The organism is Hydrogenobaculum sp. (assembly GCF_049967395.1).
Classification (GTDB): domain Bacteria; phylum Aquificota; class Aquificia; order Aquificales; family Aquificaceae; genus Hydrogenobaculum.
Genome location: NZ_JBMFST010000025.1, coordinates 1 through 22,145, shown reverse-complemented (window position 1 = coordinate 22,145; position 22,145 = coordinate 1). Strand labels below are relative to the sequence as shown.

The following is a 22,145-nucleotide window of genomic DNA, read 5'->3' as shown; positions in this document are numbered from 1 at the left end:
CCGCCTGCGGAAAACCGGTAAAAACTATAAACTCAGGCATAGTGGTGTATAGCGGTGATGACTTGGCAGCTTACGGCAATATGGCTATAGTGGATGGTGGAGGTATTATAACGGTTTACGCTTACAACCAAAAGCTTTTTGTAAAGAAAGGTCAGATGGTAAACAAGGGTCAAACCATAGGTTTGGTGGGGACAAAGCCCGGTACTTCTACCTGCGAGCTTCACTTTGAACTAAGGAGTAAAGACGGCACTCCTATAGACCCTATTACTTACTTTGGTAGATAGTTTGTTATAATATATTAAACTTTAAAGGAGGAAATGTTATGGACTTAAGCAAAGTAGTAAGCAAAAATCCACCCGATGATATCTACGCTTTTATAGAGATACCAAAAGACAGCAACATCAAATATGAGCTTGATAAAGAAAGCGGTGTTATATTTGTAGATAGAGTGCTTTTTACAGCGATGTATTATCCTTTTAACTATGGTTTTATACCAAATACCTTGGCTGAAGATGGAGACCCTGCCGATATACTTGTGATATCTGATTTTTCTGCCGTTCCTGGTTCTGTAATAAGATGCTCTTTGGTAGGCATGCTTGAGATGGAGGATGAGGCTGGTATTGATACTAAATTTCTGGCAGTACCTCATAAAAAGGTAGACCCTTCTTTTTCTCATATAAAAGATGTAGATGGTATACCAGAGCACATAAAAGATAAAATAAAACATTTTTTTGAGCACTACAAAGAGTTAGAGCAGGGTAAATGGGTTAAGATAAAAAATTTTATATCCAAAGAAAAAGCTTATGAGGAGTTGAAGAAGGCGATAGAACGTTTTAACAAATGAGCCTTGTAAAAGAGACAGCTTTAGAGACTATCTCGAAAGAATTGGAGGCTGTTGAAGGTCTAAAGCTTTTAATAAACGAAGATTTTGAAAAAGCCATAGATGTTATATACCGTTCTGAAGGAAAGGTTATACTGACTGGAGTGGGTAAGTCAGGCCATATAGCTAGAAAAATAGCTTCTACCATGGCAAGTGTTGGCACTCCAGCGGTGTTTTTGCATCCAAACGAGGCTTTGCATGGAGACCTTGGTATTATTTCAAAAGAGGATGTTGTTTTAGCCTTGTCAAACAGCGGCGAGTCTGCTGAAATACTCTACATGATTCCTTATATAAAAAGGATTGGCTGTTTTTTGATATCTGTTACAAACAAGAAAAATTCTACTTTGGCAAAACAAAGCGATATATCGATAGTGCTTAACGTTGAAAAGGAAGCGTGCCCCTTAAATTTGGCTCCTACTTCTTCCACCACCGCTATGCTTGTCCTTGGCGATGCCATGGCTATGAGTCTTTTGAGGCTTTCCGGTTTTAAAGAAGAAGATTTTGCCCTTTTGCACCCGGCTGGTTTTTTAGGCAAGAAGCTAAAGCAAGTGAAGGATGTAGGACATTTTGGCGATGAGCTTCCTGTTGTAAAAAAAGATGCAAAGATTTACGAGGCTATCATAGAGATAACTCAAAAGGGTTTTGGAGCTACAGCAATAGTAGATGACGCTGGAAAGTTGGTGGGTATACTTACAGACGGGGATATAAGAAGGATTTTGGAAAGTAAAGTAGATATAAATACTACCGGAGTGTATGAAGTTTGCACTAAAAACCCAAAAACTATATCAAAATCTGACATACTTGCAAAAGCTCTATCTTTGATGGAAAATTACAAGATAACTGTTCTCATCATAGAAGAGGACGAAAAACCCATAGGCATAATACACCTTCACGATATATTGAGGTCTGGTATAAATTGAACTCGTCAAATATTTTTACAATCCCAAATTTTTTATCATTTTTTAGGCTTTTGGTATCTCCATTTTTTTTATTTTTAGTAAAAGCCGATATAAATCTTGCTTTTTTTCTTTTTATTTTAGTTAGCATAACAGATGCTTTTGACGGGCTTATAGCAAGGCTTACAAACAGCGTAAGTTTTCTGGGCAAACTGCTTGACCCTATAGCCGATAAAGTTTTGATATTGTCTTTGTCTTTTGCTTTCATAAAACTAAAGTACCACATGCCAACCATTCTTTTTAAGCTGATATTGGCTAGAGAGATGTTTATAATTTTAGGGAGTGTTTTGTTGCTATATTTTGGTGTGGTGCCAAAGCCATCTTACCTTGGAAAGCTTGCCACGTTTTCTATGATAGTGCTTTTTTGTGGGCTTTTTATAGAGAACATAAAGAGTTACGAAATAAGATTTATAGATTTGCTTTACGATGTGGTTGGTGTTTTTGTGGTGCTTAGTTTCTTGGAATATCTAAACATAGGTGTTAGAAATATGATAAGCGTATTAAACCATAAAGTTTTAAAATAGATTCATGAAGCTTTTTATAAAGAAGCTTTTTATACTTTTTGTATTTATACTTGTTTTGTTGGCAGCTTCTGGTATAAAATCCTTTGGTGTAAGCTCTAATTTAAACGCATATTTACAAAAAAAGCTAAACCACGCCATAGAACTCATACACTTAAGAGATTACCAAGATGCTATTTCAGAACTTATGGATGTGTACTCTATGGCCCCAAAAAGTAAATACGGTGAACTTTCTTATCTTTACATAGCAAAAGCCTACGCCTACGAAAACTACTACAGTGGAAATATAAAAGGCGTCCAAAACGCTATAGTTATGCTAAATATGTATCCATTTTATTACAAAGTCCCTTCTTATATAGCTCTACAAAGAGAAATAATAGGCGATATATATCTTCTTTTAGGAGATTTCAACAAAGCTGGCGGTGTTTTTATGGTTTTATCAAGCAAATACCCAAACGTCAACAAGTATAAGATTAAGTTAGCCTATGCAACGCTTAGAAACCACGATAAAAATGGCATAGATTATATAAAAGGCATTCAAAACAAAGATATAAAAACTCCAGAAGATACAGCCCTTTATTATTTTGATTACGGTATATACTATTTTTTGACTGGAGACTATAAAACTACTACCTTCATGCTTCATGAAGCTTCTAACTACGATAGTTTCTTATCTTATCACCCTTATTACGAGTTTCTTTACGGATACGCCTTTTATAAGCTGTCCGATTGGCAGAATGCCATGTTTCACCTTGAACTTTCAAAAAGAAGAGATATATATGGAAGATACAAAAACAAGGTAAATTTTATATTAATGTCTATATATCTTACAACGAAAGACTATCTTGATGCTCATAAGATTTTAAGGGAGTTTTTAAAACATGATGGAGTTTTTTACAACCCAGTTGCCTATATATCCCTTAGCTCTTTATGGATGCACCCTGATTATTTGGCTACTTACAAAATACCGTTTTATCAAAATACGTTAGATAAGCTTATGTGGCTTCACTTCCCAAGCGTTTTATCTTTATATCCAGATTTCGGCCTTCTCAATTACTACCTTGAAGGTGGACTTACTCCAGAAGAAATTCAAGATATGTTTATAGGCTTTTTAAATATAAAATTCCCAAATAGACCTATAAATTTTGATGATATCAACGTATCATTTGAAAAGCCTATAAATTATATAACAAACCTTATATCAAGAGAGAACCCTTACAATGAAACCTTTGCCTATAGGCTTTATAGCGTTTATAAAGAAGACCCGTCTTTATTTGCGATGTTTTTACAGCCAAATACTTACGAGAACATATCACGAGTTTTTGTGTATATAGGTGATACCAACGGACTTGGATTTACAAACGGCATCCAAGACCAAAATATAAAGACGTTTCTACAAGGAGAGTTTTACATAGAACAAGGAAATATAAAAGATGGCGTAGCCGATTTAAATTCTGTTTTAAACAATTTAAAAGGTGATGACAAGGAAGAAGCAGAATTTTTAATAGGCTATTACACCAACGACGATACCATGTTAGATAGATTTTTGTCTCATAAAAATATTTATAACTCCTATAGATTAAGAGATTACGCTAAGCTTGGGCTTTTAAAAGACGGCATATTAAAGCTAAACAAGAAAGATTATCAAAACGCTCTAAAATATTTTAAAACTTATATAGAGACCTACAATAAAACGAAAGACGACACATATTGGTGGGCTTTATATAAAGCCGCTTACATTAGCTACTTGCTAAAAGACAAAAATGAGTTAAAATATATATTAAGTTTGGCTAAAAATAGCCAAAACGTTTGGGCTAAGGCGACTATTGTTTTGTGGGGTGAATAGCTATGGGGCTTTTTGGTGGTGTAGATGAAGTAGTTCCTTATTTAGATTATACATGGTTAAAGCATAAGGTTATACTTAGCAATTTAGCCAACGCAGATACACCTCACTACAAGGAATTAAACGTAAGGTTTGTGCCTTTTGAAAAAGAGCTCGCTCTAAAGATAACAAACCCCAAAAAACAAATTCAACCAGTACAAACAGGACCTCATTTTGATATATTGGAAAAAGAATCTGGGCTTATAGGAAACGATAAAAACAACGTAAGCATAGAAAAGCAAATGGCCGAGGCAAACGCAAATTATATAGCCTACGAGACTTATATGAAAATGATAACAGACAATATAAACGAATTAAACACAGCCATAAAAGGGCAATAAAGGAGGTAAATTATGCTTGACATATTTAACGCTTTTGATGTATCTGCTTCTGGCATGTATGCAGAGCGCATCAGAATGAACACTATCGCTTCAAACCTTGCAAACTACGAATCTTACAAAAATGATGGCACCCCTTATCAAAAATTAGAGCCAGTGTTTCAAGCAGTTTACGATAAAAATATGCTTTCAGACGGTTTAGTGCCGGTAAATGTGAGTGAGATTAGACAATCAAATGGTTTTAAGCTCATATACGACCCTTCAAACCCGCATGCAAATGCTCAAGGGTATGTGGAGGAACCAAATATAAACGTTACCACCGAGATGGTGGATATGATTACTGCTACACAGAGCTATCAAGCTAATCTCAGCGCTTTTAACATGACAAAGAATATAGCTCAGTTTACTATTAATAGTTGGACCTGATTATGGAAAATAAGATAACTGGTATACCTGATTTATTTGCAAACAATTCTTTAGAAAAGCCTCAAAAACAAAAAAATTCTCAAGGAGAAACCTTTTTTGATGTATTGTCAAACTTTCTAAACTATACAAACGATGTTCAGCAAACTGCTGAAACTACCAAAAAAGCTATATTAGAAGGTGCCGATATTCCGCTTCACGACGCCGTAGTCCAATTTGATAAAGCTGGTGTAGTGTTAAACTTGTTGGTGCAGGTGAGAAACAAGCTTTTAGATGCTTATCAGACTCTTATAAATACTCAAGTCTAAATAATTTATGGACTACAAAGAAATATTAAACAATTTAAAAGAGCGTTTCCAAGCTTTAAATAAGACTCAGCAAATTGCGGTTTTGTCTATACCTGTAGTTTTAGCGCTTTTAACTGGGTTAATATTTTTTTTGACCTCAAGAGTACATTATACAGTCTTGTATGGAGATTTAAACAACAGAGACATGGCTGCCATAGTAGAGCAGCTTGAAAAAGACAACGTAAAATATAAAATAACTCAAGATGGTAGAACGATTTTAGTGCCAGAACAAGAGGCTAGACAACTAAGATTAAAACTTGCTGCTATGGGACTTCCAACGAAAGGCTATCCAGGTTTTAAACTTTTAAACAAAATGCCACTTGGAATGACAGATTTCATGCAGCATGTAGAATATCAAAGAGCCTTAGAAGAAGAGCTAGCAAATACCATCTTAGGTTTTAGAAATATAGAGAAAGCAAAGGTAAATTTAGCTATACCAAAACCAAGCATATTTATAACCCAAAGCCAAAAACCCTCGGCTTCAGTATTTATAGAACTAAAACCAGGGGCTTCAATCACAAGACGCCAGGTGATAGCTATAAGGAATTTGGTGGCTGCTAGTGTGCCCGATTTAACTCCCAACAGGGTGACCGTAGTTGACAGCAACGGCGTGGACCTAACGGAAGAACTAAACAACCCCTCTTCCTACCTTACAAACGAACAGTTAAGGGTAAAAACCGATTTAGAAAATTCTATAACAAAGCATCTTGAGCAAGTGTTGGGTCAGGCTCTTGGTTACAACAACGTTAGGGTTGCTGTGGACGTGGAACCAGATTTCTCTCAAGTGGAAACGAAATCAAAAAATTACAATCCCAACACTACGGCAGTAGTTAGTCAACAGAAAAAACAAGAAACTACTACAGGCACAAGCGTATCTGGAGTGCCAGGTACAGCTTCAAATATACCACCAATGAGTGGTCTTAGACCAAACGCCAATTTTCAATCTACGAAAAAGGAGGTTACTACAAACTACGATGTTAGTGTAGAAAAAACTCACGTTGTAGACAAGACCATACGTATAAAGAGAATGAGCGTAGGCGTCATAGTAAATGCCGACCTTAAAAACGTAAATCTAAATAGTATAAGACAATTGGTAATTGCGGCTGCCGGTGTAGATCCAAAAAGAGGTGATACCGTATCTGTTATAGCGGTACCTTTTTATAAACCTGTGGTACCGAAACCTCCTATATATATTGTTTATGCAAAGTATGGTATAGCTGGTATCTTGCTTCTTTTGTTGCTTGGAATACTGCTTTTTGTGTTCTTAAAAACCAGAAAAAAACCGGAAGTTCAAGAATTACCAGCTGTAAGTGCGGCTATGGAAGCTTTAGAATCGCTTGAAACTGAAGAGCTAAGAGAAAAAGCTAGGGAGCTTATTACCGTTGATAAGATGATAAAAATTACTAAAGAAAATCCAGATAAGGTGGCAAAGCTTATTAAGCATTGGCTTAGTGCCAAAAAGGTTTAGAGGTGAACAACTATGGCTGAACAGATTTTAGGTCAGGATGAGGTAGACCTTCTTTTAAAGTCTCTAGGTAAAGAAGAAGAGGTAGAGGAAAAATCTTTAGGGTATGAGAAGTTTGATGTAGACGATTTAGAGCACATCTCTTTAGGTACAATAGCAGGACTTGAGATTATATTAGAAAAGTGGAGCAGACTTTCAAGGGCAAAGTTATCTAGTTTGGTAGTGGCTATTAACAACGTTTACAAAGCGGAAACATCCCTTATAAGATTTGAAGATTTGATAAGCAAATTACCGGTTCCTTCTTGTATAAACATGTTCAATATTACTGGGTTAAAAGGCACGCACTTTTTGATATTAGACCCAAGAATGATTTATAGTATAGTAAGCGTTATATTTGGCGGTTCGGCTAAACCTTACAAGATAGAGGGTAAGGAGTTTACAAAGTTAGAGTTAAAAATTATAAAGAAAGTAGTAGATTTGCTTTTGAGCGCTTTTCAAGAAAGTTGGAATAGCATATTGTCTGGGGAAGTGATGTATTTGGAAACAGAAGTAAATCCAGCTCTTATAGCTCCTATGAATTCTAAAAAGGAAATGTTTATACAGGCCCATATAAATGTAGAGATGGATGGCATAGAGTATCCTGTTTTTCTTGCTATACAAAACTCTTCTTTAGAGCCCGTTGTAGATAGATTAAGAAACGTATCAGAAGTGTCAGAGTATGTTGATTACGATAGTGTAATTAAAAATTTAATAAAAAATTTAACAGTTAGTTTGTCTGTAACAATAGATGGCGGTAATTTTACGGTAAAAGATATACTAGAATGGGAAGTAGGTGACACTATAACACTCAAAGCTTCTGCCAACAAGCCAGTAAAGGTAAATATAGAGGGGGTACTTAAGATGTATGGTGTATTAGGGCGCTCTAATTCTAAAAAAGCTGTTAAAATACTAAAATTATTGGATAATAAGGAGAGTTAATAATGGCAGAGGAAGAAAAACAAGATCAGCAACCTGAAGAGATTAAGGAAGAAGAAAATAAGGCAGAACCTACACCTCAAAACGATGAAGACTTGATGAAGTTATGGGAAGAGGCTATGCAAGCCCAAGCTCAAACTGAGTCAAACGCTGAAAACCAACAAGCTCAAGCAGTTACACAAGAGCAAGATGTATCTAAAGATTTACAGCGCATACTTGATATACCTCTTTCTATTACCGTAGTGATAGGCACGACGGTAATAACTATAAAAGAGTTGCTTAACCTAAGGCCTGGTTCTGTGGTGGCTTTAGATGAGTCTATAAATAGTTTTGTATCAGTTTATGCAAACGGGAAACTCATAGCTAAGGCTGAGCTTGTAGTAGTTGGAGAAAACTTCGGTATAAGGATAGCCGAAATAATAGAGAAAGAAGAGCGCGTGAAATCTTTAGCAAGCCATTAACTACAAGTATCTTAACTTTACTTGTTCTTTTATTACAACAGCATCCTCTAGCGTAGCTAACGCTGTGCCCGGTTTAAGCGTTGTGGCTGTTCCGGTTGCTACCGCATATTTTAGAGCCTCTTCATCCGAAAGCCCCATATGTTTGGCGTATATAAAACCAGCTACGGCAGAATCACCAGCCCCTATGGTATTTACTACCTTCACAGCAGGAGGTGTTGCATGCATTATTGCATTTTGACTTACATAAACCATTCCGTCCTTACCTAAAGATACCAAAACTATTCTTACACCCATTCTATTTATCTCTTTTGCGGCTATTACAGCGTCTTCTATAGTTTTTATATCTCTTCCGACTACCCTAGAAAGTTCGTGTTTATTTGGTTTTATAATGTCTGGTTTGTGGCTTATGTTAAATTTTAAGACATCTCCATCAGTATCAAGGACTACCGTAGCAGATTTTGATTTTGCCATATCTATTATCTTTGCATATACAGCTGGTTTAAGACCCTCTGGTAGCGAACCAGATATTACTATATAAGAAGGGTTGTCCAAGTTGTTTAGCTTTTCCATCAATTTTGTAAGTTCAAACGGCGGTGTGTTGGGCCCTTTTGCACTTATTATAATTTGATTGTTGTTTGTATTTATAATGATGTTTGTTCTTGTTTCTTCTGATATTCTTATAAAATCAAAATTTACCCCTTCGTTTATTAAAAGCCCTTCGATCTCAAGCCCCGCAAACCCTCCTACAAAACCAAGAGCTACGTTAGGCACGCCGAAATTAAACAACACCCTCGATACATCTATACCTTTACCGCCCGCATATTTTTCTTCTTTTAATATTCTGTTGGTATCGTCTTGCTTTAGTTCATCAAGCCATATAGTCCTATCCAAAGCTGGATTTAAAGTAATTGTATATATCATAGGTTATCCTGAAAAATTTTATATGCTTCTTCTGGTGTTTTATTGTAGATTGTTATAGCGGATATAGCCTTTGTCATAGCTATAGCTTCTTTTAAAGGTCTTTGGTGTATATTTCTACCGGTGCCGTTTCCTCTTACACCGGCTTGCTTGTAAGTATATAACTCTTTTAAAAACTCTAAAACCCCTTCTTTTGAACCTCCTTCGCATATAAGTCCAGTATTACCAGCTGCTTCTACAGCTATTTGAAGAAGCTCTTTTACATCTTTTCCTTCTTGTTTTGGTACTTTTATCTTAGCAAAATCAGCTCCAAGACACGCTGCTACGCCAGCCGCTCCAGCTATAAGCTCAGGGTCGTGCTCGTTTTTTATGGCTTTTCCTTTGGGATACATCCATAGTACTGCTATCATGTTGTTTTTGTGCGCTTCATAAACAAGCTCTGAAGCTTCTTTTAGCATCACATGTTCAAACTCACTGCCAAGATACACCGTATATCCTACTCCTAATATCTTTACTCCCTTTCGTTTTGTATCTAAGATTTTATCAAAATCATGAAGACCCAAGCTTATTGGATCTCTTTGCTCAAAAGGTACTAAATTTGTCTTAGAATTTACTTTGACAAGATAAGGTATATTTGGGTATTTTTTGGCGTATCTTGTGATAAGTCCAAGCTGGGTAGCAAAAACGCCTATTTCTCCTTTTGATGCTATCTCAAAAAGATGTTTTGGATTAGCATCGTCTTTTGCTATACCTTCACCGTAAAAATCTTTGTTCAGATGTTCTATCTTTTGATCTCCAGCAAAAAGCATGAGATTTCCTGTGTTTTTTGTGGCTTCATTGAAGTTCTTCAAAAACTCCTCTTCACTTGATACGTTTGCAGGCACACTTACTTCAAACATTTTTACTCTCCTTAAATGTTATTATAGCATCTTTTATAAAATTATTTAATTTTTTTGTCATAGCTTGTAAGGCTATGTTTTCTTGATTTATAAGCCCGCTAAAATCTTTGACAGAAAAAGCTTTATCGTAGTTAAAATCTTCTATTTTGTAGGTGTTTTTATGCTTTAAATAAAACCTTGCTTTTAGCATCATATTCCCGCTGTGAAACGTTTTAAAGCTTGGTTCAAAGTCGTAAATGTATATCGAGAGCTCATAATCTGATATGGGTTTTTCCACTAAGTAAGGTAGCGCTTCTAAAAGATAATTTTTGACGGTGCAGTTTAAACTACAAGGAAAACGATGCTTTGCAAAATACCTTAATTGATGTTTGTAAATATAAGCCATATCATCTGTATCTAAGTATCTTGGAGAGCTTACATTTGATATATAGACTCTTTTAGCGTTTGTATAGTGCTCTTCTGGTTGTATAAACTCTATAGTTTTCTCTTTTTGGACAAAAGCACAAGAAGAAAGCAGTGCCATACTAAAAGCCAAAAGAAGTTTCTTCATTTTGTCTCCTCCAACGGAAAAGGCTTTTGGTGGTTTATGATAAAAAATGAGTTTGGATGATTTTTTATATGTTTTATTAGAACTCTCATCTCTTTAGATGTTTTTTGTATATCTTCTAAGGTTTTGTTTATCTGAGGGTATACGCTGTTTGTCAATGTATCTGAGTTTGTTTTTAGGCTTTTAAGAAGGGTATTTAGCTCTTTTGTTTCTTTGTTTAGCTTATCCGCCAGAAGGTTATATTTTTCTACGGTAGTGTTTATATCTTGTACGTTTAGCTCGTTTATCTTATTGTTAAAAGCCGTCAAGACTTTGTTTGTATTGGATAAAGAGCTTTTAGACGCCACTATAAGGCTGTTTAGATTTTTTATGGTATCGTTTATGTTGTTAAACAATGTATCAAATTTTTTGGTATTTTTAGAAGATATTAGATTGTTTAGATTGTTTATAAGTTTATTTACAGAATCAAGTATTTGAGGGATATAATTTGATATTTGCTGAAGTTCTGATGGTTTCATAGGTATCACGTAGGCTTCTAAATCTTTGTCATAAAAGGCTTTTACTCCTTTTTCACGCTCTAAGTCTATGTAAGATAATCCGGTTATACCAGCTATCCCTAAGCTTGCTATTACATCTTTTTTTAAGTCAAGATTTTTCTCTACGGATATCTTTATCTCAAGGGTTTCTTGGTCTCTTGCTATCTTTATAGCGCTTACTTTTCCAACATCAACACCTTTGTATTTTACCGGTGAGCCTACAGATAAACCAGCTACCGAATATTTTGTAAGAACATAGTAAGTGTTTAAATCCCTGTCTTTAAAAAAACTTGTAGAAAAGTATATGGTGGCTATTAAAACGCCTATTCCAAAAACTATAAAAAATCCTATAAGCGTGTATTTTGGTTTCCCTTCAATCATAACAATGACCTCTTTGACCGTTTATAAAAGATTGTATCCATGGGTGGTTTTGAGCTTTTAACAAAGATGGACTCCCATTAAAAATAAGCTTTTTGTCATAAAGTATCAACACTCTATCAACTATTTTTAAAGAAGCTATGTCGTGAGTAACCATAACAACGGTGGTGCCCAAGCTGTCTCTTATAGATTTTATAAGACTATCAAACTCATCGGCAGATATTGGGTCTAAGCCAGAGGTGGGTTCATCAAGTATGAGTATGTCTGGTTCTAGCGCCAAAGCCCTTGCCAAAGCCACTTTCTTTTTCATACCCCCAGAAAGCTCACCCGGATAAGCCCATATATTTTTAAAACCAACCATGTTTAGCTTTACAACGGCATTTTTAAAAGCGATATCTTTTGATAGCGAAGTCTTTTTTAATACAGGATACATTACGTTCTCTACGCTTGTTATAGAGTTAAAAAGGGCGTTGAATTGAAAGACTACTCCTATTCTATCTCTAATTCTTTGTATATTTTTTTCGTCGTTGTAATCTATTTTTTGGCTGTCAAAAAATATCTCTCCGGATTTTGGTTTTATAAGAAATAGCATAAGCTTTACAAGCGTGCTTTTACCAGCCCCGCTTCCACCTACTATAGCCACTATCTCTGATTTTTCTATTTTAAAGCTTATATCCTCGTGCACGATATAATTGCCATAAGAGGAATAGACATTTCTAAACTCTATCATATACCAATCTTTGCAAAGATGATAGAAAATAAAGCATCTATTACAATGATACCAGATATGCTTATCACTACACTTTTCATCACGTTCAACGTAACGTCTTCTGGCTTTTTACCAGAATAAAAACCAAAGTATGTACCCACAAGCCCTATGTATGCCCCAAAAAACGGAGCTTTTATCAAACCCACAAACACTTGGTTAAATCCTACAACTTCTCTTAATCTATCAAAAAACATATTAAAAGGAATATCTAAATACGTTTTCGCTATTATAGCCCCGCCCAATACCATTACGTTGCTAGAAAAAAGTACCAATAAAGGCGTTATAAATGTAAGAGTTATTATTCTTGGCAAGCCAAACACTACGTAAGGAGATATACCCATCACCTCGATGGCATCAAGCTCCTCGTATACGTTTCTTATGCCTATGTTTGCCGTATATCCACTGCTTACCCTGCCAGCCAATATTATACCGGTGATGAGCGGGCCAAGCTCTCTAAAAGCCGATATGCCTATCAAATTTACTATAAATATATTTGCCCCAAAGCTTATGAGCTCACTGGCGCTTTGATAGGCTATCACTATCCCCACTAAAAACGAAAGCACTGCCAATATGAAAAGAGAGCCAACGCCAGAGTTTTCTATCTCTTTTAGAAAAGATTCAAATTCTATATCTTTTACGTTTTTAAAACCATGATAAACCAATACCCCTATATATTCTAAAAATGTTAAAGATACGTTTATATTTGTGTCTTTTTTTGTTTTTTCGTCGTTGTATTTTAATAATTCTTTTACTTTTTGTATAAACTCTATATGTTCTTTCTTGCCTACAAGTTTTTTATCTTTGTATTTTTCTAAAAGCTCCAATATAAAAATAGCTCCAAAAGTATCTATTTTATCAACATCTTTTATATCTATTGTGTGTTCTTTTATCAGTATAGATATATCAACTTTTCCCCCGATGGTTTCTTTTGTTAAGTCCATAGCCTAATTTTAACAAAATGTCCTTTGCAGTGTTATAATTAAAATTATGAAAAAGTTTTTTTGTGTATCATGTTTACTTAGTTTTTTGGCTTTTGGTGAAAATGTGAAGATTGTCCAACAACCTGTATTGCCTTCTCAAAACGTTAATCCTCCGCAAACTCCCACCCCTTCTACAAACTCATCATCTAACTCTCAACCTTCAAGTTCTCAGAATCAATGCCCTACCGAAGATGCTATAAAAGGCTACCTTCTATCCCAAAACTTAGCCACGTATACAATATTAGCTATCGTTCCCTCTCAATCTGTGCCAGGGTATTGTGATGTTATACTAAAAAGCGTAGACAACAAGACATTTTTTATTAGGATAAGAAACGATATGGCTTATGTGATATCTGGAAGCGTTGTTAATACAGCCACCGGTAAGGTGCAAGTACCAGATATGACAAAATTTAACACCTCAGGCAATCAGCAATGATTTCCTCTTTTGTAATAACGGGGTTTTTAGGTTCTGGTAAAACTACTTTTATGCTAAAAGCTGTAAAAGAGCATTTTAAAGATAAAAAAGTAGCTGTAATTGTAAACGAGATAGGTGATATAGGTGTTGATGGCAAAATACTTCAAAACGTTTACTCTAGCGTGCTTGAGCTTTCCGAAGGTTGTATATGCTGTAGCTTGCAGGCGGAGTTTGAAAAAGGCGTTTACGAGATTTTAGAAAAATACAATCCAGACTTTCTTTTTGTAGAAACCTCTGGAGCTTCAAATCCATTTCCCATAATGTTGAGTCTACAAAACATTGGCTCTTTGTTAGAAGGTGTTGTGTGTATTGTAGATGCCAAAAATTTTCATAACTATAAATCCAACGAAACTTTTAAATATCAAATAGGTAGTTCAAATATAATAGTTGTAAATAAGATAGATTTGATATCTGAAAAAGAATTGGAAAATATAGAAAACGAGATAAAGGCTATAAAGAAAGAGTATAACCTAAGAGATTTTCTAACTTCAGAAGAATTTTTTAAAGATTTTAAAATCTATAAAAGTAAATACGGCCAAGTAGACGAAGATTTGTTTAAACATGTGTATCCTATAAGAGATTTACCAAAGCTGCCAGCCCATTTGTCTTTGGTAAATCACCTTGAGGAATCTAACATAGGAGAGTTTGCGGTATTTTTGGAAAAGGAGCTATCTTATTATGAATTAGAGCAAAAGCTAAAGAATATACCTAAAAATATATATAGGATAAAAGGTATCGTGAGGCTTAAGGATTTTCAAACTCCAATGGTTGTTAATTACGTGTTTGGTTATACGGAGTTGAGCCCCATAGAAAAATACGACGGCAAGTCTTTCTTGGTGTTTATTGGTGAAAATATAAAAAAAGAAAGTGTTTTTGTATTATAATTTAAGTTATGGGTATATTGTTTGATAAGAAAGATTTTTTACCGTTGGTGGGATATTCCTTTTCTTTGCTTGGAAGAATAGACAGAGAGCTAAGCCTAGCAGAAGATTTAAGCGTATTAAGAAACATAACGCTTCTTGGTATAAGGTTTGATAAAAAAGATGAGAGCATTCTAAAAGCCTTAATAGATTCAACTAGGGCATCAGATGCATTTTTTGTGTTTGAAGATTTGCTTGTGCTTTTACTTTTTGGTACCAATAAAGAAGGAGCTATACACATAGTAAACGAACTAAAGGAATTTTTTGGACAAAATATGTTTTATACTATAGCCACATCTCCGGAAGATGGCGACGATGCATCCACTTTGGTAGAAAACTTTAGAGGCATGGTAAAGCTAAAGCTTTCTTTAGATATTTATACTCTGTAATATTTTTTGTATTTTATTGTTTCAATTACCATACTAGACAACCCTATTCCCATAACTGTTGCTATTACTAAGAAAAATCCTATGTCAAGCTCATGAAGATTGTGAATCTTTAACGGCGTTTTTATGCTAAACTCTAACCATTCCGGTTTTAAAAGCCCTATTACTCCAACTATAAAAAACAAGATACCGCCAAAAAATAGCGTTCTTGCAGCGGTGGTTCTTGCTATTTTTCTAGATACTTCGTGTGGTAAATTTAAAGATTTACCGAGGAGTCCAAACAAGGTACCCATAACTACTTGCACCGTTGTAGTACCAAGCCCAAACATAAACCCTGGCAACCAACCGGTGTAGGCGTTTGGCATAGAAGGAGCCAATACGGTATATATGATGATTGCAAAAGCCCCAAAACCCCAGCCTGCTATAAATCCATGTAACATCGCCATCTTTATGGTTATGACTTCGTGGGTATCATCTATGGCGTGTCCAAGAAGTGCCTCTTTGTGATGCGAAGTGTCTATCTTGCCAAAGTGTATATGAAACATGTCTTTATACTTAAATACGTAGAAACCACCAAAAGCCATAGCCAAGCCCACTAATATATATATTATGTATTCTAATACTGGTATTTTTAAAAAATTTACCAAAGAAAAGTAAGCTAGCTCGCTGGCTATAGCCCTTTGTAGCGTAAAAGCTAGTGAAAAAGATAAACCTACTAAAAACCCTTTTTTTGCCGAGTAGCTTCCAACGGAATAGCTGAATGTTATAGGCCAAGTATGTTCATCCGGTGTTATGCCGTGTATTATCCCCAACAAGTAAGCTGTTAGTAGCGTTACCCATATGTTAGAAGATGCTGTTACGTTGTATAAGTCTATCATCTGCAATTGTATATACTCATATAAACTCTCGCTATGGATTCGTAGGAAAAGTATATGAGTATCACACCTATTAATTTATACACAGCTTGATGCTTTAGTTTGATAAGATATTTTGATAAGAATCCAAAACTAAACATCGTAAACATTGTTCCTAATCCAAAACTAAACATTATGAGGATACCTTGTATAGGGCTTTTAGAAAGAGCTGCCAAAAGTAAAAACCCATAAACCATAGGACATGGCAAAAACCCGTTAAAAACCCCTATTAAAAATGGCGAAAAAATACTTTTTGTGCTGGACAAAACGTTTATTATATATATGATACCTTCGTAAAGAGGGTTTAAAAAGCCTATGCTGCCTATAGCTTTCCCAAAAATCAGCTTTAGACCTATAAAGGCCATTAGTATGCCAATAGCTACCGAAAATACTCCAGAAATATACTTTATATTGCTTATAAAAGCTCCAAACTTCATGCTACCAAAGCTTACCAAGAACCCAAGAAATACATAAGATAGCATTCTACCTAAGTTGTAAAGAAAAAGATAAATAATATTTTTTATATTATCTTCTTCACTTAATTTTGATACGCTAGCGGGAAATACTCCGCACATGCCGTAGCAGTGTACAAACGATAAGAACCCAGATACAAATATAAGCGCATAGTTTGTGGTTAAACCTAATGTGCTTGTTATCATATTTCTTCGGTTTCCAGCCTTTTTATAGCTGAAAGAGGTATTCTATAGGCTCCATTTAACTTCACTATCTTTTCTCCATCTTCTGTCCAAAACCTACCGCATTGTATCATACGGTAGACAGTTTTTGTGCTACAGCCAAGTAGCTCTGCCAATTCTTTAACGCTAAGATACTTCTTTTTAGTATTCACGGCTTTACCTCCTACTAACCATTTAGTATTAGTATAACCAAATATGGTTAGGAAGGCAAGCCTTAAAAATTTAGCTAAATCAACAACTTACTTTTTTGCAGTTTTTGTGCTCTTGGGTTTTCGGCTTTTCTTGGTGTTTGAATCCGCCTTTGAATCTTCTATGTCGGGAATAACTTTTAGGAGCTTCGGTTTCACCTCTTCTATATATTCTCTCATGCTTCTTATGCGGTAGTGGATAGACGAAAAGTCTGGTACCTCTATACCTTTTGGCACGATGTCTTTTGCCTTTTTCTCCAAATCTCTTAAAGACCAACCGTATTTCTCTCTTAGAGCTATCAAAAACAATACCAGCCTATCGTCGTATTTTTTAGGTCTACCCGGTCTTTTACTTTTTTTAGCCGACATCTTCGGCACAAAATCTTCAAGCTTAGCCAAATACTGTTCTAACTCTTTTTTTGTCATCATAGTTATTATTATAACACATTTATTTTTTAAAAGCCAAAAATATGCCTTTTGGTGTAAGAAATTTATCTATGGTAAATATGCCCTCAAAAAATTCTGCATCTCCCCCTGTGATAACAACTTCCAAGTTTTCCTCGCTTTTTATTGTGTTTATAGTACTAAGTAATTCTTTTGCTATGCCGTACGCTATAGCCTCTTGTGTATTGGATGGTTTCTTGAAATTTCTTGCTTTCCCTAGTTCGTTTGTTGGCATTTGCAAATGCGGTACGCTTGTGCTTAAAGATTCTTTTCTTTGGATCAAGCCAGGTGTTATATACCCATACTCTACCTTGGAATTTTTCACTATATCGTATGTGATGGCACTTCCCATGCTTACCACCAAAACGTCGCTTGAGTATAGCTTTGAAGCTGCGTAAGAGTTTATGAGTCTATCTATACCGTATCCCTCGTATGGGCTTTTGAAGTTTGTAAGCTTTTCAAATAAAGATGTGTCTATCTTTCTAAGTTTATTTATTATGATAAAATCTTCAAACTCTTTGTTGGTAGAGATGGCGTATATTTCTTCTTTGTGATTTTCAATATAACATTCTAACGTTTGCCTTTTTGCAGATATGTCAAATAAAATACCTATGCTGTCTATAGATTTTACCTCATAGCACTTTATCCTAGTGTTGCCTATGTCTAATATCTTCAAGGTTCTAAAGAGTAGTTTGGAGCTTCTTTTGTTATTACAACATCGTGAACATGAGACTCTCTATATCCTGCGTTAGTTATCTTTATAAATCTTGTATTTTCTTGTAAGGCTTTTATGTTTGGGCATCCTGTATACCCCATGCCAGATTTAAGCCCACCAACGAGTTGATACAAAACGTCTATAACACTGCCCTTATACGGTACTCTTCCTTCTATGCCCTCTGGTACAAATTTTTCCAGATTTTCTTGAGAGTATCTGTCCGCTGACCTTCTTGACATCATAGCCCCCAAAGAACCCATACCCCTATACACCTTGTAAGCTCTGCCTTGATAAAATATGTGTTCGCCCGGCGCTTCGTCTGTACCAGCCAGCAAGTTTCCAAGCATTACAGAGCTAGCCCCAGCTGCTATAGCTTTTACTATATCGCCAGAATGCCTTATACCCCCATCTGCTATGATTGGTATATCGTATTTTTTGGCTATTTCGTAGCAGTGTGCCACTGCGCTTAACTGCGGTACCCCTACGCCACTTACTATACGGGTAGTGCATATGGAACCTGGGCCTATACCTACTTTTACCGCATCGGCTCCAGCTTTAACGAGGTCTTCTACGGCTTTTGGAGTGGCTATATTGCCACCTATAACCTGCAAATCCGGGTATTTTGATTTTACTTGTTCTATTACTTCCAAAACTCTTTTAGAATGTCCATGGGCTGTATCTACAGCTATTACATCAACCCCTGCATTTACTAAAAGCTCTAAACGATGCATAGTATCAGGGCCAGTTCCTATGGCGGCACCTACCATAAGCCTTCCGTATTTATCCTTTACAGCCTCTGGATATTGAATGCGCTTCATTATATCTTTTATGGTGATAAGACCTTTTACTCTGCCCTCGTCATCTACTATAGGTAGTTTTTCTATCTTGTGCTCTCTTAATATTTCTGTGGCGTCTTCTAAAGATATGCCTTCTTTGGCAGTAATGAGGTTTTTAGAAGTCATAAACATAGAAACTGGTTTTGAAAGATCCTGAGCTTTTATAAATCTTAAATCTCTGTTTGTGAGAATGCCTATTAGTTTTCCGTTGTCATCTACCACTGGAAGGCCAGATATTTTGTATTTATCCATAAGCTTTTTAGCTTCTTGGACAGTATCTGTGCTTTTTATAGTGATTGGTTTTAATATCATGCCGCTCTCTGATTTTTTTACTAGCTCTACTTCTTTAGCTTGCTCTTCTGGGGTCATATTTCTATGTATGATACCTATACCGCCTTTTCTTGCCATCGCTATAGCCATCTTGTATTCTGTTACAGTGTCCATGGCTGCAGATACTATTGGTATGTTTAGCTTTATCTTTTTTGTAAGATAAGTGGACACATCAGCTTCGTAGGGTAAAAAGTCTGCATAAGCAGGCTCTAACAACACGTCATCAAACGAATAATACTCTTTAAGGTTATGTTCTAACATAATTTTATTATATACTAAATAGTTTTTAAGGGTAGAGGTTTTTAAAAGCCAAAAACTAAGAATTATATTATATTAATAATATAGGAGGTTCTTATGTTTGGAGATTTGTTTGACAATCCTTTGAAGCTTGTGCTTATATTTGCAATAGTTTTGGTGCTTTTTGGAGCAAATAGACTTCCAGAGATGGGCAAGGGTTTAGGAGAAGGTATTAGAAACTTTAAAAAAGCCCTTTCTGGAGAAACCGATGAAAAGAAAGAAGAGGAAAAGCCAAAAGAAGCTAACTAAATTTTGTAAATTTTTATCTTCATAATTATGATATAATTTTTAAGGAGGTTGCATTATATGTTTCATATGCCAAATATTACTGAGCTTATAGTCATATTGTTTGTGGTGCTTCTTCTTTTTGGAGCAAATAAGCTACCAGAAGCAGGCAAAGGTTTAGGAGAGGGTATTAGAAACTTCAAAAAAGCCCTTTCTGGAGAGACAGATGTAAAAGAGGTTGATGCAAAAGAGGTTAAGTAAAATGGGGGTAAAAGATTTGAACAATATTATAAAACAACTTTTGGAAGAGATTAAAAACTTAGAGACCAAAGTAGAGGATATAAAAACTCCTATAGAGGAGACGTCTAACTTGCTCCCATCTGCTAGCGATTCTTTAAAAGATGTAATTGACTTTACTGAAAAAAGCACTCACCACATCATGGGCCTTTTAGATGCCATCGAGACAAATTCTAAAAAGATAGATGAAGATGTTTCTACTTTGCTAAGGCTGGGTCCCACAAAAACCATAAACACGATTTTAGAAGATATAAAAACCCTAAATCAAGACAACCTTAACAAGCTTATAGAAATATACACGGCAATGTCTTTTCAAGATATTACAGCTCAGCAGATAAAAAAAGTTATTCAAGCAATAGAAGATACAAAGAGAAGACTTCTTCAGATGGTGGTAAACTCTATAGAAGTCAGCGAAAAGGATGAAACCACCAAAGAAAAAATTATAGGTAAGGCAACGGAGATTTTAACTGGAGACCGCATAAACCAAGACGATGTAGATGAACTTTTGAAAGAATTTGGACTATAAGGAGGTACTTTTATGCCTTTACCACCGAGAGATATTAGAATACTAGTGGTGGATGACATGTCAACTATGAGACGTGTTATCAAAAGTATATTAAACCAGCTTGGGTATTCAAACATTGAAGAAGCTGAAAACGGCAAAGATGCTCTTTCTAAACTATCTTCTTCTCATTTTGATTTTGTCCTTACAGACTGGAACATGCCAGAGATGGATGGTTTGGAGCTTGTAAAAGCTATAAGACAAGACCCAAATCTAAAAGATTTACCTATATTGATGGTGACAGCAGAGGCTAAAAAAGAAAACGTGTTGGAGGCTTTAAAGGCCGGTGTTAACAACTATATAGTGAAGCCTTTTACAGCGGAAATTTTGAAAGAGAAGATAGAGAAAATTTTTAAATAGGAGGTTGCTATGAAAGGTATTTTTTGTAAAGATGTAGTACAAGAAAACGAAGAGCTAAAGAACAAGCTTGAAATGTTGGAAAAGGAAAAGCGAGAACTTGCCAAAAGATATGAAGATGCTACTTACAAGCATCAAAGGCTTGAGGAAGAACTAAAATCTTTAAAACAAGAAAACCAAAGCTATAGGGAAAAATTTGAGACTTTAGAAAAAGAGAAATATAGAAGCGAAGAACTAAAGAACAAGCTTGAAATGTTGGAAAGGGAAAAGCAAGAACTTGCCAAAGGATATGAAGATGCTACTTCAAAGGTAAAAAGCTTAGAGCAAGAGCTAAGCGCTCTTAGAGAAGAAAATCAAACTTATAAAGCAAAGCTTGAAGTTATAGAAAGAGAAAAAGACAGTTTATCTTCAAAGCTCCAAAACCTACAAAAAGATTTAGAAACTTTTAAAGCGAAAGCTAAGCTTGGTTTTGATTTACTTGAGGCTTTGCAATCTGAAGGTGTTTTTGTGGTGACGCCGGAGTTTAAGCCCGGTAAAGAAGGCAATGAGCTTACTTATATAAACAAAAGAGGCATTGAGATTTTAAAGAAAAATGGAGATATAATGAATAAAACTTTTGGCTACAATATAGATTGGTCAAATCCTTTAGGTATATCCATACACAAGTTTCATAAAGATCCAGAGCGTATAAAGGAACTTTTCAAGGCTCTAAAACCAGGAGAAGTTTTGAAAAACACAGATATTCCAATGGGTAATACTATTATAGAATCTTATAGAACAGCTATTTACGATGATAACGGCAACGTCATAAACTACGCTTCTGTTTGGAAAGATGCTACCTACGAAAGGGCTGTAGATACAATGTTTTACAGTACTATACCTACAGTTGCTAAGCTTTATCATACGTTGTCTTTGTTAGAAACCTACAGGTATAGGGTAGGTATCCAAGTTAGAAGCTTCAAGGAAGAGCTTGAGATGATAATAAGCTCTATTACGGAAGTAAATCAAGGCATCGCTGACTTATCAAGAGCTGTACATGATATAAGAGCTGTTGGTCAGCAAGTGTCTAACTATGTGGAAGCAGGCTTACGGAAGCTAGAGGAAACTTCTAAAAACATAGACGCTTCTATAAAAGCCATAGATGAGGTGTCAAACAATTCCGATAAGCTTAGAAAAAGCATAAACTCCATAAACCAAATTGTAGAGGTTATAATGGATATTACGGAGCA

30 protein-coding genes and 1 pseudogene are annotated in these 22,145 nt (G+C 35.4%); 19 read left to right on the top strand and 12 right to left on the bottom strand.

Annotation, left to right across the window (positions count from 1 at the left end; translation table 11 throughout):
• From ACP5S8_RS04930 to fliN, 11 genes are all read left to right on the top strand, one after another.
• Positions 1-284, top strand: a 284-nt coding sequence (locus ACP5S8_RS04930; RefSeq protein WP_461875961.1) for a murein hydrolase activator EnvC family protein, incomplete at its 5' end; no start/stop codon positions are given.
• Positions 285-322: 38 nt separating this feature from the next.
• Positions 323-844, top strand: coding sequence for an inorganic diphosphatase (gene ppa / locus ACP5S8_RS04925; protein ID WP_461875960.1), 522 nt, complete (start codon positions 323-325; stop codon positions 842-844).
• Entirely contained in the window at positions 841-1,800 is a 960-nt protein-coding gene (locus ACP5S8_RS04920) for a KpsF/GutQ family sugar-phosphate isomerase (protein WP_461870319.1), read from the top strand. Before ppa ends, ACP5S8_RS04920 begins: the two co-directional genes overlap by 4 nt.
• The gene (locus ACP5S8_RS04915; RefSeq protein ID WP_461875959.1) at positions 1,797-2,360 is read left to right on the top strand and encodes a CDP-alcohol phosphatidyltransferase family protein; all 564 of its coding nucleotides are present in this window, start codon (positions 1,797-1,799) and stop codon (positions 2,358-2,360) included. The genes ACP5S8_RS04920 and ACP5S8_RS04915 overlap by 4 nt, the downstream gene beginning before the upstream one ends.
• Positions 2,361-2,364: 4 nt before the next feature.
• Positions 2,365-4,203, top strand: a complete 1,839-nt coding sequence (locus tag ACP5S8_RS04910; protein ID WP_461875958.1) for a tetratricopeptide repeat protein — start codon at positions 2,365-2,367, stop codon at positions 4,201-4,203.
• A gap of 2 nt (positions 4,204-4,205) precedes the next feature.
• On the top strand, positions 4,206-4,580 hold the full coding sequence (locus ACP5S8_RS04905; protein WP_461875957.1) for a flagellar basal body rod protein FlgB: 375 nt from the start codon (positions 4,206-4,208) through the stop codon (positions 4,578-4,580).
• A gap of 12 nt (positions 4,581-4,592) precedes the next feature.
• Complete coding sequence (gene flgC, locus ACP5S8_RS04900) at positions 4,593-5,003, top strand: flagellar basal body rod protein FlgC (protein WP_461875956.1); 411 nt, start codon at positions 4,593-4,595, stop codon at positions 5,001-5,003.
• 2 nt (positions 5,004-5,005) lie between these two features.
• The gene (gene fliE, locus ACP5S8_RS04895) at positions 5,006-5,308 is read left to right on the top strand and encodes a flagellar hook-basal body complex protein FliE (RefSeq protein ID WP_461875955.1); all 303 of its coding nucleotides are present in this window, start codon (positions 5,006-5,008) and stop codon (positions 5,306-5,308) included.
• Positions 5,309-5,315: 7 nt separating this feature from the next.
• Positions 5,316-6,815: a flagellar basal-body MS-ring/collar protein FliF gene (gene fliF / locus ACP5S8_RS04890; protein ID WP_461875954.1), complete on the top strand. Its 1,500-nt coding sequence runs from the start codon at positions 5,316-5,318 to the stop codon at positions 6,813-6,815.
• 12 nt (positions 6,816-6,827) lie between these two features.
• Positions 6,828-7,790 (top strand): flagellar motor switch protein FliM, encoded by a 963-nt coding sequence (locus tag ACP5S8_RS04885; RefSeq protein WP_461875953.1) that lies wholly within the window; start codon positions 6,828-6,830, stop codon positions 7,788-7,790.
• 2 nt (positions 7,791-7,792) lie between these two features.
• Positions 7,793-8,248, top strand: a complete 456-nt coding sequence (gene fliN / locus ACP5S8_RS04880; RefSeq protein ID WP_461875952.1) for a flagellar motor switch protein FliN — start codon at positions 7,793-7,795, stop codon at positions 8,246-8,248.
• Here the strand turns inward: fliN and pfkB are convergent, their stop codons facing one another.
• From pfkB to ACP5S8_RS04850, 6 genes are read right to left on the bottom strand one after another with little or no spacing between them, the layout of a single operon-like run.
• Entirely contained in the window at positions 8,249-9,169 is a 921-nt protein-coding gene (pfkB, locus tag ACP5S8_RS04875; RefSeq protein WP_461875951.1) for a 1-phosphofructokinase, read from the bottom strand. It lies immediately after the preceding gene.
• Positions 9,166-10,065 (bottom strand): aldolase, encoded by a 900-nt coding sequence (locus ACP5S8_RS04870; RefSeq protein WP_461875950.1) that lies wholly within the window; start codon positions 10,063-10,065, stop codon positions 9,166-9,168. The genes pfkB and ACP5S8_RS04870 overlap by 4 nt, the downstream gene beginning before the upstream one ends.
• Positions 10,058-10,615 carry a hypothetical protein gene (locus ACP5S8_RS04865; protein WP_461875949.1) on the bottom strand — a complete coding sequence of 186 codons (558 nt, stop codon included), beginning with the start codon at positions 10,613-10,615 and terminating at the stop codon, positions 10,058-10,060. The genes ACP5S8_RS04870 and ACP5S8_RS04865 overlap by 8 nt, the downstream gene beginning before the upstream one ends.
• Entirely contained in the window at positions 10,612-11,529 is a 918-nt protein-coding gene (locus tag ACP5S8_RS04860; RefSeq protein WP_461875948.1) for an MlaD family protein, read from the bottom strand. Before ACP5S8_RS04860 ends, ACP5S8_RS04865 begins: the two co-directional genes overlap by 4 nt.
• Positions 11,522-12,256, bottom strand: a complete 735-nt coding sequence (locus ACP5S8_RS04855) for an ABC transporter ATP-binding protein (RefSeq protein ID WP_461875947.1) — start codon at positions 12,254-12,256, stop codon at positions 11,522-11,524. Before ACP5S8_RS04855 ends, ACP5S8_RS04860 begins: the two co-directional genes overlap by 8 nt.
• Positions 12,253-13,236, bottom strand: a complete 984-nt coding sequence (locus ACP5S8_RS04850; protein ID WP_461875946.1) for an MlaE family ABC transporter permease — start codon at positions 13,234-13,236, stop codon at positions 12,253-12,255. Before ACP5S8_RS04850 ends, ACP5S8_RS04855 begins: the two co-directional genes overlap by 4 nt.
• A gap of 46 nt (positions 13,237-13,282) precedes the next feature.
• Between ACP5S8_RS04850 and ACP5S8_RS04845 the strand changes: the two genes are divergently transcribed.
• The 3 genes from ACP5S8_RS04845 to ACP5S8_RS04835 are packed head-to-tail and all read left to right on the top strand — an operon-like array spanning position 13,283 to position 15,059.
• Complete coding sequence (locus tag ACP5S8_RS04845) at positions 13,283-13,711, top strand: hypothetical protein (RefSeq protein WP_461875945.1); 429 nt, start codon at positions 13,283-13,285, stop codon at positions 13,709-13,711.
• Complete coding sequence (locus ACP5S8_RS04840; RefSeq protein WP_461875944.1) at positions 13,708-14,634, top strand: CobW family GTP-binding protein; 927 nt, start codon at positions 13,708-13,710, stop codon at positions 14,632-14,634. The genes ACP5S8_RS04845 and ACP5S8_RS04840 overlap by 4 nt, the downstream gene beginning before the upstream one ends.
• Before the next feature lie 8 nt (positions 14,635-14,642).
• Positions 14,643-15,059 carry a hypothetical protein gene (locus tag ACP5S8_RS04835; protein WP_461875943.1) on the top strand — a complete coding sequence of 139 codons (417 nt, stop codon included), beginning with the start codon at positions 14,643-14,645 and terminating at the stop codon, positions 15,057-15,059.
• Here the strand turns inward: ACP5S8_RS04835 and ACP5S8_RS04830 are convergent.
• The 6 genes from ACP5S8_RS04830 to guaB form a co-directional block, all read right to left on the bottom strand.
• Positions 15,047-15,934 (bottom strand): urease accessory protein UreH domain-containing protein, encoded by an 888-nt coding sequence (locus tag ACP5S8_RS04830; RefSeq protein WP_461875942.1) that lies wholly within the window; start codon positions 15,932-15,934, stop codon positions 15,047-15,049. The two genes, ACP5S8_RS04835 and ACP5S8_RS04830, sit on opposite strands and share 13 nt — an antisense overlap.
• Positions 15,931-16,629: a sulfite exporter TauE/SafE family protein gene (locus tag ACP5S8_RS04825; protein ID WP_461875941.1), complete on the bottom strand. Its 699-nt coding sequence runs from the start codon at positions 16,627-16,629 to the stop codon at positions 15,931-15,933. Before ACP5S8_RS04825 ends, ACP5S8_RS04830 begins: the two co-directional genes overlap by 4 nt.
• A complete protein-coding gene (locus tag ACP5S8_RS04820; protein ID WP_461870299.1) occupies positions 16,626-16,817 on the bottom strand; it encodes a helix-turn-helix domain-containing protein in 192 nt (63 codons plus the stop codon). Before ACP5S8_RS04820 ends, ACP5S8_RS04825 begins: the two co-directional genes overlap by 4 nt.
• Before the next feature lie 87 nt (positions 16,818-16,904).
• Positions 16,905-17,282 carry a hypothetical protein gene (locus ACP5S8_RS04815; RefSeq protein ID WP_461875939.1) on the bottom strand — a complete coding sequence of 126 codons (378 nt, stop codon included), beginning with the start codon at positions 17,280-17,282 and terminating at the stop codon, positions 16,905-16,907.
• 19 nt (positions 17,283-17,301) lie between these two features.
• Positions 17,302-17,973 carry a type III pantothenate kinase gene (locus tag ACP5S8_RS04810; protein ID WP_461875938.1) on the bottom strand — a complete coding sequence of 224 codons (672 nt, stop codon included), beginning with the start codon at positions 17,971-17,973 and terminating at the stop codon, positions 17,302-17,304.
• The gene (guaB, locus tag ACP5S8_RS04805; protein ID WP_461875937.1) at positions 17,970-19,439 is read right to left on the bottom strand and encodes an IMP dehydrogenase; all 1,470 of its coding nucleotides are present in this window, start codon (positions 19,437-19,439) and stop codon (positions 17,970-17,972) included. The genes ACP5S8_RS04810 and guaB overlap by 4 nt, the downstream gene beginning before the upstream one ends.
• Before the next feature lie 93 nt (positions 19,440-19,532).
• On the opposite strand from guaB, the gene ACP5S8_RS04800 reads away from it, so the two are divergent.
• The 5 genes and pseudogenes from ACP5S8_RS04800 to ACP5S8_RS04780 all read left to right on the top strand — a co-directional run.
• A complete protein-coding gene (locus ACP5S8_RS04800; RefSeq protein ID WP_461875936.1) occupies positions 19,533-19,724 on the top strand; it encodes a twin-arginine translocase TatA/TatE family subunit in 192 nt (63 codons plus the stop codon).
• Between the two features lie 57 nt (positions 19,725-19,781).
• A complete protein-coding gene (locus tag ACP5S8_RS04795; RefSeq protein ID WP_461875935.1) occupies positions 19,782-19,961 on the top strand; it encodes a twin-arginine translocase TatA/TatE family subunit in 180 nt (59 codons plus the stop codon).
• 1 nt (position 19,962) lies between these two features.
• Positions 19,963-20,523, top strand: a complete 561-nt coding sequence (locus ACP5S8_RS04790; protein WP_461875934.1) for a protein phosphatase CheZ — start codon at positions 19,963-19,965, stop codon at positions 20,521-20,523.
• 12 nt (positions 20,524-20,535) lie between these two features.
• On the top strand, positions 20,536-20,919 hold the full coding sequence (locus ACP5S8_RS04785; protein ID WP_461875933.1) for a chemotaxis response regulator CheY: 384 nt from the start codon (positions 20,536-20,538) through the stop codon (positions 20,917-20,919).
• 9 nt (positions 20,920-20,928) lie between these two features.
• A pseudogene (locus ACP5S8_RS04780) lies at positions 20,929-22,145 on the top strand (hypothetical protein); the annotation flags it as partial.

Excerpts from the sequence above, each read along its gene's own strand:
- ppa (WP_461875960.1), top strand. The coding sequence starts at position 323 with ATGGACTTAAGCAAAGTAGTAAGCAAAAATCCACCCGATGATATCTAC.
- ACP5S8_RS04920 (WP_461870319.1), top strand. The coding sequence starts at position 841 with ATGAGCCTTGTAAAAGAGACAGCTTTAGAGACTATCTCGAAAGAATTG.
- ACP5S8_RS04910 (WP_461875958.1), top strand. The coding sequence starts at position 2,365 with ATGAAGCTTTTTATAAAGAAGCTTTTTATACTTTTTGTATTTATACTT.
- ACP5S8_RS04905 (WP_461875957.1), top strand. The coding sequence starts at position 4,206 with ATGGGGCTTTTTGGTGGTGTAGATGAAGTAGTTCCTTATTTAGATTAT.
- flgC (WP_461875956.1), top strand. The coding sequence starts at position 4,593 with ATGCTTGACATATTTAACGCTTTTGATGTATCTGCTTCTGGCATGTAT.
- fliE (WP_461875955.1), top strand. The coding sequence starts at position 5,006 with ATGGAAAATAAGATAACTGGTATACCTGATTTATTTGCAAACAATTCT.
- fliF (WP_461875954.1), top strand. The coding sequence starts at position 5,316 with ATGGACTACAAAGAAATATTAAACAATTTAAAAGAGCGTTTCCAAGCT.
- ACP5S8_RS04885 (WP_461875953.1), top strand. The coding sequence starts at position 6,828 with ATGGCTGAACAGATTTTAGGTCAGGATGAGGTAGACCTTCTTTTAAAG.
- fliN (WP_461875952.1), top strand. The coding sequence starts at position 7,793 with ATGGCAGAGGAAGAAAAACAAGATCAGCAACCTGAAGAGATTAAGGAA.
- pfkB (WP_461875951.1), bottom strand. The coding sequence starts at position 9,169 with ATGATATATACAATTACTTTAAATCCAGCTTTGGATAGGACTATATGG.
- ACP5S8_RS04870 (WP_461875950.1), bottom strand. The coding sequence starts at position 10,065 with ATGTTTGAAGTAAGTGTGCCTGCAAACGTATCAAGTGAAGAGGAGTTT.
- ACP5S8_RS04865 (WP_461875949.1), bottom strand. The coding sequence starts at position 10,615 with ATGAAGAAACTTCTTTTGGCTTTTAGTATGGCACTGCTTTCTTCTTGT.
- ACP5S8_RS04860 (WP_461875948.1), bottom strand. The coding sequence starts at position 11,529 with ATGATTGAAGGGAAACCAAAATACACGCTTATAGGATTTTTTATAGTT.
- ACP5S8_RS04855 (WP_461875947.1), bottom strand. The coding sequence starts at position 12,256 with ATGATAGAGTTTAGAAATGTCTATTCCTCTTATGGCAATTATATCGTG.
- ACP5S8_RS04850 (WP_461875946.1), bottom strand. The coding sequence starts at position 13,236 with ATGGACTTAACAAAAGAAACCATCGGGGGAAAAGTTGATATATCTATA.
- ACP5S8_RS04845 (WP_461875945.1), top strand. The coding sequence starts at position 13,283 with ATGAAAAAGTTTTTTTGTGTATCATGTTTACTTAGTTTTTTGGCTTTT.
- ACP5S8_RS04840 (WP_461875944.1), top strand. The coding sequence starts at position 13,708 with ATGATTTCCTCTTTTGTAATAACGGGGTTTTTAGGTTCTGGTAAAACT.
- ACP5S8_RS04835 (WP_461875943.1), top strand. The coding sequence starts at position 14,643 with ATGGGTATATTGTTTGATAAGAAAGATTTTTTACCGTTGGTGGGATAT.
- ACP5S8_RS04830 (WP_461875942.1), bottom strand. The coding sequence starts at position 15,934 with ATGATAGACTTATACAACGTAACAGCATCTTCTAACATATGGGTAACG.
- ACP5S8_RS04825 (WP_461875941.1), bottom strand. The coding sequence starts at position 16,629 with ATGATAACAAGCACATTAGGTTTAACCACAAACTATGCGCTTATATTT.
- ACP5S8_RS04815 (WP_461875939.1), bottom strand. The coding sequence starts at position 17,282 with ATGATGACAAAAAAAGAGTTAGAACAGTATTTGGCTAAGCTTGAAGAT.
- guaB (WP_461875937.1), bottom strand. The coding sequence starts at position 19,439 with ATGTTAGAACATAACCTTAAAGAGTATTATTCGTTTGATGACGTGTTG.
- ACP5S8_RS04800 (WP_461875936.1), top strand. The coding sequence starts at position 19,533 with ATGTTTGGAGATTTGTTTGACAATCCTTTGAAGCTTGTGCTTATATTT.
- ACP5S8_RS04795 (WP_461875935.1), top strand. The coding sequence starts at position 19,782 with ATGTTTCATATGCCAAATATTACTGAGCTTATAGTCATATTGTTTGTG.
- ACP5S8_RS04790 (WP_461875934.1), top strand. The coding sequence starts at position 19,963 with ATGGGGGTAAAAGATTTGAACAATATTATAAAACAACTTTTGGAAGAG.
- ACP5S8_RS04785 (WP_461875933.1), top strand. The coding sequence starts at position 20,536 with ATGCCTTTACCACCGAGAGATATTAGAATACTAGTGGTGGATGACATG.